Raw genomic sequence first — 12,964 nt, 5'->3', positions numbered from 1 at the left:
TCAAGATTTTCCGATAATAATAAGAAGAATACAAATTTTATCGACGAAATTACTTACGATTTAAGTGTAATAGAGCATCTAGATAGTCTCTAGAATTAGATAGGCGAGGTACTTTGTGTTGGCCGCCAAGCTTGTCATTTTCTTTAAGCCAATCATAGAATAAGTTTGGTCTTGCACTATGGATAGAAGGTTTGTTTAAGGTCATATTGTTATAACGCTTGGCTTCATAATCTGAGTTTAAAGATTTTAACGCATCATCAAATAATTCCTCAAAATTAGACATATTTTCTGGTGGAGTTTTAAACTCTATAATCCATTCGTGCGCACCTTTTTCCTTACCTTTCATAAAGATTGGAGCCGCTGTATAATCTACAATTTCAGATGAGGTATGTTTACAGACTTTTTTAAGAGCTTCTTCAGCATTTTCTATAATTAACTCTTCACCAAAGGCATTGATGTGGTGTTTTGTTCTTCCTGAAACCTTAATTCTATGTGGACTTAAGCTTACAAATCGAATAGTATCACCAATCTTGTATCGCCAAAGGCCAGCATTAGTAGTTATTACTACAGCGTAATTGACATTGAGCTTTACTTCACTTAATGGAATAACTTTTTGTATATTAGTTCCATATGTATTCATTGGAATAAACTCATAGAAAATACCATAGTCTAACATCAGTAATAAATCGCTAGAATAGTTTTGATCTTGAATAGCGAAAAAACCTTCAGATGCATTATAGATTTCGTAATATTTAAATTTTTTAGACGGTAAAATAGCTTTGTATTGATCTACATAAGGATTAAAGCTCACTCCTCCATGAAAGTAAGCCTCTAAATTTGGCCAGATATCAAATAAATTAGTCTTTCCTGTTTTATCTAAAACATTGTTAAGAAGGACCAACATCCAAGATGGTACACCAGCCAGACTTGTTACATTTTCTTCTATGGTCTCGTCTACAATAGCTTGCATTTTAGTTTCCCATTCACTCATTAATGAAACTCTGCTGCTAGGAGTACTACTGAATTCTGCCCAAAAAGGCATATTATCAATAAGAATAGCACTGAGATCACCAAATACAGTTCCGTTTTCTTCGTATAGTTCTTTGCTACCTCCAAGGCGTAAACTTTTTCCAGTAAATAATTGTGAATCTTCGTTATTATTCAAATACATACATAGTAAATCTTTACTTGCCGCATAATGACAATCTTCCAAGGATTCCATACTTACAGGAATGAATTTACTTTTTGCATTAGTGGTTCCGCTAGATTTTGCAAACCATTTTATAGGTCTTGGCCAATAAATATTTTGTTCACCTTCACGAGATCGTCTTATGAGAGGTTGAATAGTTTCGTAGTTAACAATAGGAACACGTTCATTAAATTCCCTGTAGGTTTTTATAGAAGCAAAATCATATTGTTTGCCAATCTCAGTGTCCTTTGCAATTTTCAGCAAGCTAAAGAGTAACTCGTTCTGTACTTCGTTAGGGTATTTTAAAAACAATTCAATTTGATGAAATCGTTTTTTCAAAAACCATGAAGCAATAGAGTTTACAATAGGGATTGGCATGGATTAGCTATCTTTAGACGTTAAACGGCATTTGGTAATTAGTCGTTTTTGTTTAATTTCAGATTTAGTTTTCTAAATTTGAAAAGTTAAATTTACTAAATTTCTTTTATGGTTTATACAGGAGTTCTTACTAAAATGCAAACTGAGTTTTTAGAACCAATTCAGTATTATTTAGTTTTTGAAAATGATTTTATTCATATGAATCAATTATTGAATAAGTCTATTGGTATAAAACTCGTTGGGCATCAATGCTTAAGCTGTGGATTAGATAGACCAATATATAGACAAGGATTCTGTAAGACCTGTTTTTTTGACAAGCCACTAGCCGGTGACTGGATAATGCGACCAGAGTTAAGTACGGCGCACTTGGGACAAGAAGATAGAGATTTAGAATATGAAAAGAAAGTTCAGCTACAGCCTCATATAGTTTACTTAGCCAATTCGAGTAATGTAAAAGTTGGTGTTACAAGGAAAAGTCAAGTTCCAACACGTTGGATTGACCAAGGCGCACACGAAGCTATAGAAATTGTTGAGGTACCTAACAGATATTTAGCTGGTATTACAGAAGTAGCTTTAAAAGACCATGTGGCCGATAAAACGAATTGGCGAAATATGTTGAAGAATGATATAAAAGATGAAGATCTATTAGAATGGAGGCAGAATTTAAGTCAATACATCCCAGCAGAAGCGCAAGATTACTTTATTCAAAATAATTCTGAAACACATCTACAGTTTCCGGTTGATAAATATCCTGAAAAACCTAAAAGTTTAAATCTAAAAAAGCGGATTGAGTACTCTGGTAAGTTAGTTGGTATAAAAGGTCAATATCTGATTTTCGATGATCAAACCGTTTTTAATATTAGAGCCAATGAAGGTTTGGTTGTTGAGATGAATGTTTGATAAAACTCATTAAAACTGTTAGAAATCCGTTAAATCATATTTTGATGACTCAAATTTTAATTATCTTAAATAAAAAACTTGAGTTATGAAAAATTCACCATTCCCTTATGTTATCATTACCACATTCTTATTGGTTACAATTACCATAATGTGTGCTATGAATTTGCCTTTTAATTGGGTATTTTACCTAACCGTTATCGGTCAAGCACTTGTTGTATTGATGGTTTACAAAGTTTTAACCGATACTTACACCACAGATAAAACGTTTGAAAATTTTTATGAAGATTGTCCTATTGAGCCTTTAGAAGTGAAGGTTATGAACGAAAATTTTAGATGAGGAAAACATTTCGCAAAAAAAAGAGCAACAGTTATGTTGCTCTTTAATACTTTATATAGAAAGATTATACGTTTTCAGCGTCTCTTAAACCCTGAATGTATTCAGCTTTCTGAATTTCTCTTCTTCTTTTCACAGAAGGCTTAGTAAAATAACGAGACTCTCTAAGGTTTTGCATAATCTGCACATTTCTGTGTTTACGCTTATAACGCTTTAAAGCACGTTCTATATTTTCTCCTTCTTTAATTTCGATTTTAATCATTATATCGATACTTTTTTGTTTCTAATCCTTCAAATGGTCGGCAAATATATGCTAACTATTTGAAAATAAAAAATTAAATCAGCGTTTTAGATATTTATTTTTAACCTAGATATGTTTTTAAGATTTTACTCTTACTAGCGTGTCGTAATCTTCTAATGCCTTTTTCTCTAATTTGTCTTACACGCTCTCTTGTAAGATCGTATATACCTCCAATTTCTTCAAGTGTCATAGGTGGTTGATCTCCGATTCCAAAATTTAAGCGAATAACGTCACTTTCTTTTTGAGTAAGCGTTTCTAGTGCACGTTCAACCTCTGTATTTAAAGATTCTTTCATTAAATCTTTATCTGGTCTTGGTGATTCAGTAGCACTTACGACATCATATAGACTAAATGTTTCTCCATCCTTTAATGGTGCATCCATAGATAAATGGCGACCAGAGTTTTTCATAGACTGTTTTACTTCACGCGTGCTTATATCTAACTCTCTAGCAATCTCTTCCGCATTTGGTGGTCTTTGGTGAATCTGCTCTAAATGAGAAAAGGTTTTATTGATCTTATTAATCGTACCAATTTTGTTTAAAGGTAAGCGTACAATACGAGATTGTTCTGCTAAAGCTTGTAATATAGCCTGTCTAATCCACCATACTGCATAAGATATAAATTTGAACCCTCTAGTTTCATCAAATCGCTTGGCTGCCTTTACTAAACCAGCATTACCTTCATTAATTAAATCTGGTAATTTTAAGCCTTGATTTTGATATTGCTTAGCCACCGAAACCACAAATCTTAAATTTGCCGTAGTCAATTTATCTAATGCAACTTGGTCACCTTTTCTTATAAGTTGTGCAAGCTCTACTTCTTCTTCTGCTGTAATTAGTGGTATTTTACTAATATCCTGAAGATATTTATCTAATGATTTATCTTCTCTGTTGGTAACTTGCTTGGTGATTTTTAATTGCCTCATGTATCCGTTTTAAATTTAGTGAACCTACATTATAACTTAATTATTAAGAAAAGCAAGGAAATGGTCAATTATTAACGAAAATTAACTAAAATTGAGTGTTTTTGAATGGGAAACACTAATTTTTGGTTGAATCTTGAGCTTTTTTGTCTTTAGATTTTTTCTTTCCACCTAAAATACCTCCCAAGACATCTTTTACACCTTCTTTAATTTTATCGTTAGTATTTGTTTTAATACTATCCGTTTTTGTAGTTGTAGAATCAGTTTTAGTACTATTAGAATTTCCACCTAAAATTCCACCAAGGAGATCTTCGATTTTATCGCTACCTTGATTGAGTAATTTTTGTTTTTGAATTTCAATAAGTTGTTTGGTTAAATTTGAAACACCACTCGTTAAATCAGTTTTGATTTTTGGACTTGAAAACGTACCGTCAATATTTGCTGTTACTGGTATTGTAATTTTGTTCACTTCAGTATCATTTATTTTTCCTATTAAACGATTAACGTCACCACCCAAATATTTGGCTGGTACTTGTAATACAGCACTATAATTCATGGTGTTAGAAAAACTATGAGATCCGGAGACTTCAATCGGAATGTCTTTATAGTTTAGCGTAAATGGTTTTACCGAAACTTGTCCATTTTCAAAGCTTAGTTTTGTTTTAATATCTTTTTGAAGCTCTTTAAAATCTATAAAATTTAGTTTATTACCTAACCCAGAAAGCAATGGACTATTGCTAACATCGATGTTAGATGTCAATACTTCTGCTAGAGCGGCGCCAGATATGGTAGACAAATCAGGTGAGAAATTTTCGTCCAAAAAGCCGCTTACATCAATTGTTGAGTTTAATTTCCCTTGAATCACCTTAGCAATAGGTGCTAAAACTTTAAGCATTTCTATATCCTTGAAAGATTGAGATATATCAAATTCCTGCATGGCTAGTTTCATATCAAACTTAGGCTTAGCATCTTTTGTAGATACATTACCAGAAATACCTAGTTTACCGTTAAACAAATCGGTGGACATGTTTTTGAGATTGGCATTCTGGTTTTTTATAAGCAATTGCCCTTTTACATTTTTTAAATTTAAATTATCATAGATCACTATATTAGCATTTGCAGTAATGGTACAATCTAAAAAATCAGGAATTTTTAACGACTCTTTACCAGATGTAGTTTTGTTAGAGGTTCCGCTTAAGGTTTCATCTTCAACCATAAAATCTGAAATCGCAAACGTGTTTGACTTTAGGTTAAAATTCCCCTGAAGTTTTTTATCGCTTAATAGAAAGCCGAGTAAATTTTTAATGGTTCCTGTGGCAGAAAAATCACTCTTTCCGGTTAAGGCATCAAAACTGTTTAGACTCACGGTTCCGGGTTTTAAAGTAAGATCTGCTTTGTTAATCTGAATTGGATTTACAATATCTTCGGAAGAAAATATGAAATCTGAAATTGAAACACTTCCATTATTTTTAATTCTCTGATAAGCGTTGGTTTTAATGGCATTCATATCAAAAGCGGTATTCAGTTTTCCTTTTAAAATGCCGCTAAGTTCATTTTCTAACGTAATGGGATAGGCTTTGGTAATGTTTGCTAAGTTTAAAACGCCATCTAAATTGGCGTTGACTAACATATTACCAGTTAAGTTTTTTATGTGAGCTTCGGATTTAAAGACATCTTGGTCGATCTTAAAATCTAGTTGATTGATGTCTACAAACGTGTCATCTGCATTACCAGTCGTGTTTTTCACAGAAGCATTAATCATAATATTATTGACACTTTTTGGTAAATCTGGATACTTAAAAGACGCATTATCCGAACGTATATTTATATCTAAAGTTGGAATCGTTTCTTCAGAAACCAATCCTTTTATTATACCATTGACCGTAAAGTTTCCTGTTGTGTTTACATTTTCAATATTTTTTGCATAGGCTTTCGGAATGACAGCTAGAAAATCCTTAAAAGAAGATTCAGGATTTTTAAAGCTAATGTCAATTTGTTGTCCTTCTTCAACCATCTGCACGTAACCTTTAAACTCTAAAGGAAGTTCATTTATAAAGCCTTTATTATCCTTAAAGGTGTATTTTTCTTGCTTTAAATCTAGATCAATCAAAGCATCTAATTTTATAATGTTATTGCTTAAATACTCAGTGCTGTCAATAGACATGCTGATTTTAGCTTCAGTTTTTGTGTCTAACTCAGATAGTTCTCCAGAAAAGATACCCATACCATTATGATTAATCTCCGTAGCATACAAATTTGTGTTAGATTCTTCATCAATATATGTAAAGGCACTATTATTAAGTTCGTAGTTTTCAATATCGAAACTAAAACTACTAGCGCTAGAATTTGTTAGTTCATCAGTGCTTTCTTTTTCTTTGACGATATCATAATTAACTGTACCGTTTTTATTACTTTTTAAAGTTAAAAGCATCTCATCTGCAATAATTTCGTTTACTACAAGGGGTTCTTCTGTACTTTGAAATAATTGACCTATTGGCATCTCAAAAGACAGTGATTTTGCAGTGGCTAAGGTTTCATCTTCAAAAGGAGCTCTAGTCTTTATTTTTAAGTTTTCAACACTCACTTCGGCCTTTGGAAAGCTACTAATTAAGCTGAGACTTAGATCATCAAAACTTAATTCAGCATTAAGATTTTCATCGGCATAATTCTGAACGATTGTATCTATTTTGGATTCCAAAACAAAAGGTATAGCAATAAGTATAGCAATGAAAATTAATAATACAATCCCAATAATTTTGAAAATTTTCTTCATGAGGTGTTTTTATGATTTTTAGAACAACTTCTATTTGATATACGCTAAATTCAGCATAATAGTTGCTATTGCAGACAAGTTTAAGAAGATTTTAGTGTTTTAGTTAGTTCTTATAGTAAATTTATTTCCTCATTTACTTTTAGGTTAAATCTCCTTCTAAAAAGATAAACACCTAAGTATAAAAATGGCGTATCTAATGCTGCGACAATAACTTTGAAAAGGAATCCGCTCACCAATAAGCCCTTAAAATTTGCCCATTCGATGATGCCAAAAGAACAAAGTAATGTCACAATAGTAAAGGTGTCCACAAACTGAGAAAACCATGTGGAAAAATTATTACGAAGCCAAAGATGTTTCCCTTTTGTCAAACGTTTCCAGAAATGATAAATTTGAATATCCACGAACTGAGCGAACAGGTAAGTAATCATACTTGCAAATACTGCGATAGCTGAATTTCCAAAAACTTTATTAAACATCGTATCATCTACATAAGACCAAGAAGTTGCCGGAACTTCGGATGATGTATAAATAATTAGTAGAGAAAAAAGCGATGCAAAAATACCAACCACTACAACATCATTAGCTCTCTTTTTTCCATAAATTTCACTAATTAAATCTGTAATTAAAAATGTGATAGGATAAGGCAATATACCTACAGAAATCTCAAATAGTTTTGAGCCAAAGATTTCAACATCAAAAGGATACCAATAAAAGAATTTCTGAAATATTAAGTTTGAAACGACAAGCGAAGTGATAAAAAGTCCACCAAGTAATAAGTAAATACGCTGGGCTAAGAGCTTGTCTTTTAATGACATTAAAAATGGTTGATAAATAGTTTCAGTAAAGATATAAGAATAATATTTGTTTTAGTTATTTTGCTAATCGACTGTCAGAAAACCTAAATTATCTGTCATTTCGAGCGTAGTCGAGAAATTGGACTTAAAAGTTTTTATGCATTTCGACTACGCTCAATATGACAGTTTGTATTTATAATTTTTTCTGACTTTCGCTGAAATTATGAAACCATCCAGAACCGTTTACATAGCATTAGGAAGTAACAAAGGCAATAAATTGCAGTTTTTGCAATCTGCTGTTGATGCTATTTTTGAAAACATTGGAACAGTAAAGAAGATTTCTAAAGTGTATGAAACACCAGCTATTGGTTTTGAAGGTGATGATTTTTTCAATGCTTGCATTAAGGTTGAAACAGATTTAAAACCTAAAAAAATACTCAAAGCACTGCAATCTATTGAGACAACACTTGGAAGAACTAAGAAAACTACTAAAGGTTATGAATCTCGTGAAATAGATTTAGATATTTTGTTTTATGATGATGAAATCTTAGACGAAAAGACTCTAGTGATTCCACACCCTCAATTGCATAAGCGCAGATTTGTGCTTCTACCACTATTAGATATTGCAAAAGATCTTGAACATCCCGTTTTAAAAAAGAATATTGAGAGTTTACTTCAAGAATGTGAAGATGAATCCATTATTGAACCCATTAAGATTTGGTTAAAGAACCCTGTAAAGCAATTTAGTTTTTCTAACTACAATTTTATAGCGATTGAAGGTAATATAGGTGCAGGCAAAACAAGCTTAGCTAACAAAATTGCTCAAGATTTTAACGCTAAATTAATTTTAGAACGTTTTGCTGATAATCCGTTTTTGCCGAAATTTTACAAAGAACCTTTACGTTATGCCTTTACTTTAGAAATGTCATTTTTAGCAGATCGATATCAGCAAATTTCTGATGATTTATCTCAGTTAGATTTGTTTAAAGATTTTATGGTTAGCGACTACGATGTTTTTAAATCCTTAATCTTTTCTAAGATTACTTTAGCTGAAGATGAGTTTCGATTGTATAGGAAATTATTCTACCAAGTTTATAAGGATATTGCTAAGCCAGATTTATATGTTTATCTCTACCAAAACACAGAACGTCTGCAGGCTAACATTAAAAAACGAGGGCGTAATTATGAGAAAGACATCAAAGATGATTATCTAGAAAAAATAAACGCTGGTTATCTCGAATTCTTAAAAAGCCAGCCCGAAATGAATGTGAAGATTATAGATATTTCTGAAAGAGATTTTGTGAAGTCTCGTGCGGATTATTTGTGGTTGTTGGGTGAGATTAATGAATCTTCATAAGTCATAATAGTCAATTGATATTGTCATTCTAGGCTTGTTTCAGGATCTCATTATAATTTATAGAGTATGGTTTTAATCCGACCTTTATTATTATCCAAAATAGTTTCAGCGAGCATTTTCTCTTTTTCGACTTTTAAATTAAAAGGTGGCTCTAATAAATTAACACCACTATTTTGCTTTAGTCTAATACCTTGGCTAGAAATAATATCTTTATTTGGTGTAAAAGTACCCATTGGTAAATGTTCAGTTAGAATCATATATTTATAAGCAGATAGTTTCTTTACTATTTCTTGTATTTCTGAATTTGATATATGTTGAAGTACTTGTCGTAAGATGATGCAATCACCTGCAGGAAATTCATCTTTCGCAATATCCAAACACTTAAACTCCAAGTTTTCTTTTTTAAATAAGGTTTTATTTCTTTCAATGAGTTTTTCTACAATATCAATTGCTATGTACTTTTTTGAGTATGGAGTTAAGTGTTTTCCAATATTAAAATCACCACAGCCTAAATCGCAAATAATTAAAGAATTGTTTTTTGTTTTTAAGAAATATGTAACAGTATCTAAATAGGATTTCACAATTTTTGGGTTGTGAGAACCATCGCCAGAGTAAAAATCAAAGTCTTTACCGCCCCAAAGATGTAAATCATAAATTTGTTTCATGACATCTTTTGTTGGCCAAGGGGTTTTTAGATTTTTGTTTTCCATATTTTAGACTTGAGTAAGAAAGTCTTCCCTTTGGGGAGATTTAGATGGGCCTCTTTAACTTCGAAAACACATCCCAAACAACAACACCTGCACTAACCGATATATTCAAAGAATGTTTAGTACCATATTGCGGAATTTCAATCACAATATCACTGGCATTAACTACATCTTGCGCTACACCTTTTACTTCATTACCAAAAACAAAAGCATATTTTTCATTATGTTGAGGTTTAAAGTTGTTTAGCATCGTTGCATTTTCGGCCTGTTCAATTGAGCAAACTATTACATCTTCGTCTTTTAACTTTTTAATTAGATCGCGTGTGTTTTTATGGTATTCCCAATCCACAGTTTCTGTGCTACCTAAAGCTGTTTTTCTAATATCGTTATGAGGTGGTTGCGCTGTTATGCCGCAGAGGTAAATCTTTTCAATTAAAAAAGCATCACTGGTTCTAAAAACGGATCCGATATTATTAAGGCTTCTAATATTATCTAGAATTATAATGATAGGAGACTTTTTAGCTTTTTTAAATTCTGCAACTTCTAAGCGGTCTAGTTCTTCGTTTTTTAGTTTTCTCATATTTATCAACAGCTGTAGATAACTTATAGGTTTTAGGCTTCAATAAACCTTAAATAATAAGTAAATTAGCATTCTTACAATTTCAACAAAAATAAAGAAAACAGTTGGCTAAAAAGGTAAAAAAAGTAACACCATTAATGAAGCAGTATAATGCTATCAAGATTAAATATCCTGACGCATTATTATTGTTTAGAGTTGGTGATTTCTATGAGACCTTTGGTAGTGATGCTGTAAAAGCCTCTAAAATTCTCGATATTATTTTAACGAAGCGTGGTGCAGGTAGTGACAGTGAAACAGAACTTGCCGGTTTTCCGCACCATTCGTTAAACACTTATTTGCCAAAATTGGTAAGAGCGGGAGAGCGTGTTGCGATTTGTGATCAGTTAGAAGATCCTAAGCAAACTAAAACGATAGTAAAACGTGGTGTTACTGAATTGGTGACTCCAGGCGTAGCGCTTAATGATGATATTTTACATTCTAAATCCAATAATTTTTTAGCTGCTGTACATTTTGATAAAAAGTATATTGGAATTTCATTTTTAGATATTTCTACAGGAGAATTTTTAACCTCACAAGGTAACGCTGAGTATATTGATAAGTTGCTTCAGAATTTTAGCCCGAGTGAAGTTTTAATTTCTAAGCAAAGTCGCAAAGATTTTTCAGAAACCTTTGGTAATGATTTTCATACTTTTTATTTAGAAGATTGGGTGTTTCAAGCGGATTACGCAAATGAGACTTTAATTAAGCATTTCAATACTAAGACATTAAAAGGTTTCGGAATCGAAGATTTATACGAAGGTATTATTGCTTCTGGTGTAGTTTTACATTATTTAAGTGAAACGCGGCACAACAAATTAGAGCATATTGCTACAATTTCTAGAATTGCTACAGATGATTATGTATGGATGGATAAATTCACGATTAGAAATCTTGAACTTTACAATTCTACTAATGCCAATGCAGTTACTTTAATCAATGTTATTGATAAAACGATTTCTGCAATGGGAGGTCGTACCTTAAAACGTTGGTTAGCACTACCACTGAAGCATGCTGATAAAATAAAACAACGTCATGAAGTTGTAAAGTATTTATTAGAAAATGAGTCTGTTCTTCAAAAGATTCAAGGTCAGATAAAACATATTGGAGATATAGAACGGCTTATTTCTAAAATAGCAACGACTAAAGTAACTCCACGTGAAGTAATTCAGCTTAAAAATTCATTAGAAGCTATTGTGCCAATAAAGTCAATTGCTGAAACATGTGAGAACGAAGCTTTAAAAATCTTAGGAGATAAGTTACATCGCTGTGATTTACTTCGAGAAAAAATAAAAGAGACGCTCAATGAAGATGCTCCTGTTAATGTTCTCAAAGGACATACAATTGCTGAAGGTTTTTCTACAGAATTAGATGAGCTTAGAGGTTTATCAAAATCTGGGAAAGACTATCTCGATAATATGCTGCAACGCGAAAGTGAACGCACAGGTATCACGTCTTTAAAAATTGCCTCAAACAACGTTTTTGGTTATTACATTGAAGTCAGAAATTCACATAAAGATAAAGTGCCAGAAGAATGGATTCGTAAGCAAACTTTGGTTAATGCAGAACGTTACATTACTGAAGAATTAAAAGAATACGAAGCAAAAATTTTAGGTGCTGAGGAACGTATTTTAGCCATTGAACAACAATTGTTTGTTGAGCTAGTCACTTGGATGCATCAGTTTATTATTCAGGTGCAACAAAATGCCCAGCTTATTGGGCAATTAGATTGTCTGTGTGGTTTTGCGAGTTTGGCAAAAGCAAATAAATATATCTATCCACAAATAGATGATAGTTTTGATTTAGAGATAAAAGATGGTCGTCATCCAGTCATTGAAAAGCAATTACCTCTTGGTGAACCTTATATTGCTAATGATGTTTATTTAGACTGCGAATCACAACAAATTATTATGATTACTGGTCCAAACATGTCTGGTAAATCAGCTATATTAAGGCAAACAGCTTTAATTGTATTATTAGCTCAGATTGGAAGTTTTGTACCTGCAAAGGAAGCAAGAATCGGTTTAGTCGATAAGATTTTTACAAGAGTAGGTGCGAGTGATAATATCTCAATGGGTGAATCTACGTTTATGGTAGAGATGAATGAAACGGCTTCTATCTTGAATAATATTTCAGATCGTAGTTTAGTATTGTTAGATGAAATTGGAAGAGGAACCAGTACTTATGATGGTATTTCCATCGCTTGGGCCATTAGTGAATATCTTCATGAGCATCCTTCAAAACCAAAAACATTGTTTGCGACGCATTACCATGAGCTTAATGAAATGACGGAAACGTTTAGTAGAATTAAGAATTTCAATGTATCAGTAAAAGAATTGAAGGATAATGTCCTTTTTGTACGTAAGTTAGTTGAAGGAGGAAGTGAGCATAGTTTTGGTATTCATGTAGCAAAAATGGCAGGAATGCCTCAGCAAGTAATTCGCAGAGCAAACAAAATTCTATCTAAATTAGAAAAATCGCACTCTAGTGAAGAGTTAACAGATAAGGTAAAAACCTTAAAAGACGATTTACAATTAAGCTTCTTTAATCTTGATGACCCTTTACTTATTGAAATAAAAGATGAAATACTTCATACAGATATTGATACATTAACACCTGTTGAAGCCTTAATGAAACTCAATGAAATAAAGCGAATGCTGGTAAAGAAAAAACAAGCCTAAAAGTTTTTTTAT

11 protein-coding genes are annotated in these 12,964 nt (G+C 32.1%); 4 read left to right on the top strand and 7 right to left on the bottom strand.

The window, feature by feature from the left end:
* Window positions 1–49: 49 nt before the first annotated feature.
* On the bottom strand, window positions 50–1,567 hold the full coding sequence (locus SJY34_RS09175) for a GH3 auxin-responsive promoter family protein (RefSeq protein WP_400074953.1): 1,518 nt from the start codon (window positions 1,565–1,567) through the stop codon (window positions 50–52).
* Window positions 1,568–1,675: 108 nt separating this feature from the next.
* Here SJY34_RS09175 and SJY34_RS09170 point away from each other — a divergent pair, with 108 nt between their 5' ends.
* Together SJY34_RS09170 and SJY34_RS09165 are read left to right on the top strand one after the other, a co-directional pair.
* A complete protein-coding gene (locus SJY34_RS09170; RefSeq protein WP_400074951.1) occupies window positions 1,676–2,467 on the top strand; it encodes a DUF2797 domain-containing protein in 792 nt (263 codons plus the stop codon).
* Between the two features lie 85 nt (window positions 2,468–2,552).
* Entirely contained in the window at window positions 2,553–2,804 is a 252-nt protein-coding gene (locus tag SJY34_RS09165; RefSeq protein ID WP_400074949.1) for a hypothetical protein, read from the top strand.
* Between the two features lie 64 nt (window positions 2,805–2,868).
* On the opposite strand, the gene rpsU is transcribed toward SJY34_RS09165, so the two are convergent.
* From rpsU to SJY34_RS09145, 4 genes are all read right to left on the bottom strand, one after another.
* On the bottom strand, window positions 2,869–3,063 hold the full coding sequence (rpsU, locus tag SJY34_RS09160) for a 30S ribosomal protein S21 (RefSeq protein WP_008269492.1): 195 nt from the start codon (window positions 3,061–3,063) through the stop codon (window positions 2,869–2,871).
* 100 nt (window positions 3,064–3,163) lie between these two features.
* Window positions 3,164–4,027 (bottom strand): RNA polymerase sigma factor RpoD/SigA, encoded by an 864-nt coding sequence (locus tag SJY34_RS09155; protein ID WP_400074947.1) that lies wholly within the window; start codon window positions 4,025–4,027, stop codon window positions 3,164–3,166.
* A 115-nt stretch (window positions 4,028–4,142) separates the two neighbouring features.
* The gene (locus SJY34_RS09150) at window positions 4,143–6,797 is read right to left on the bottom strand and encodes an AsmA-like C-terminal region-containing protein (protein ID WP_400074945.1); all 2,655 of its coding nucleotides are present in this window, start codon (window positions 6,795–6,797) and stop codon (window positions 4,143–4,145) included.
* Window positions 6,798–6,907: 110 nt separating this feature from the next.
* Window positions 6,908–7,612, bottom strand: coding sequence for a queuosine precursor transporter (locus SJY34_RS09145; protein ID WP_400074943.1), 705 nt, complete (start codon window positions 7,610–7,612; stop codon window positions 6,908–6,910).
* A gap of 202 nt (window positions 7,613–7,814) precedes the next feature.
* Here SJY34_RS09145 and folK point away from each other — a divergent pair, with 202 nt between their 5' ends.
* A complete protein-coding gene (folK, locus tag SJY34_RS09140) occupies window positions 7,815–8,948 on the top strand; it encodes a 2-amino-4-hydroxy-6-hydroxymethyldihydropteridine diphosphokinase (protein ID WP_400074941.1) in 1,134 nt (377 codons plus the stop codon).
* 50 nt (window positions 8,949–8,998) lie between these two features.
* Here folK and SJY34_RS09135 read toward each other — a convergent pair whose 3' ends face one another.
* Complete coding sequence (locus SJY34_RS09135) at window positions 8,999–9,658, bottom strand: class I SAM-dependent methyltransferase (RefSeq protein WP_400074939.1); 660 nt, start codon at window positions 9,656–9,658, stop codon at window positions 8,999–9,001.
* Window positions 9,659–9,698: 40 nt separating this feature from the next.
* The gene (locus SJY34_RS09130) at window positions 9,699–10,235 is read right to left on the bottom strand and encodes an RNA methyltransferase (RefSeq protein WP_400074937.1); all 537 of its coding nucleotides are present in this window, start codon (window positions 10,233–10,235) and stop codon (window positions 9,699–9,701) included.
* A 104-nt stretch (window positions 10,236–10,339) separates the two neighbouring features.
* Between SJY34_RS09130 and mutS the strand changes: the two genes are divergently transcribed.
* Window positions 10,340–12,952 (top strand): DNA mismatch repair protein MutS, encoded by a 2,613-nt coding sequence (gene mutS / locus SJY34_RS09125; protein WP_400074935.1) that lies wholly within the window; start codon window positions 10,340–10,342, stop codon window positions 12,950–12,952.
* The last annotated feature ends 12 nt before the right edge of the window (window positions 12,953–12,964 follow it).

Source organism: Winogradskyella sp. R77965 (assembly GCF_044594915.1).
Lineage (GTDB): Bacteria > Bacteroidota > Bacteroidia > Flavobacteriales > Flavobacteriaceae > Winogradskyella.
This window is presented reverse-complemented; position numbering and strand designations above follow the sequence as displayed.

Excerpts from the sequence above, each read along its gene's own strand:
- folK (WP_400074941.1), top strand. The coding sequence starts at position 7,815 with ATGAAACCATCCAGAACCGTTTACATAGCATTAGGAAGTAACAAAGGC.
- SJY34_RS09145 (WP_400074943.1), bottom strand. The coding sequence starts at position 7,612 with ATGTCATTAAAAGACAAGCTCTTAGCCCAGCGTATTTACTTATTACTT.
- SJY34_RS09165 (WP_400074949.1), top strand. The coding sequence starts at position 2,553 with ATGAAAAATTCACCATTCCCTTATGTTATCATTACCACATTCTTATTG.
- SJY34_RS09155 (WP_400074947.1), bottom strand. The coding sequence starts at position 4,027 with ATGAGGCAATTAAAAATCACCAAGCAAGTTACCAACAGAGAAGATAAA.
- SJY34_RS09130 (WP_400074937.1), bottom strand. The coding sequence starts at position 10,235 with ATGAGAAAACTAAAAAACGAAGAACTAGACCGCTTAGAAGTTGCAGAA.
- SJY34_RS09135 (WP_400074939.1), bottom strand. The coding sequence starts at position 9,658 with ATGGAAAACAAAAATCTAAAAACCCCTTGGCCAACAAAAGATGTCATG.
- rpsU (WP_008269492.1), bottom strand. The coding sequence starts at position 3,063 with ATGATTAAAATCGAAATTAAAGAAGGAGAAAATATAGAACGTGCTTTA.
- SJY34_RS09170 (WP_400074951.1), top strand. The coding sequence starts at position 1,676 with ATGGTTTATACAGGAGTTCTTACTAAAATGCAAACTGAGTTTTTAGAA.
- SJY34_RS09150 (WP_400074945.1), bottom strand. The coding sequence starts at position 6,797 with ATGAAGAAAATTTTCAAAATTATTGGGATTGTATTATTAATTTTCATT.
- SJY34_RS09175 (WP_400074953.1), bottom strand. The coding sequence starts at position 1,567 with ATGCCAATCCCTATTGTAAACTCTATTGCTTCATGGTTTTTGAAAAAA.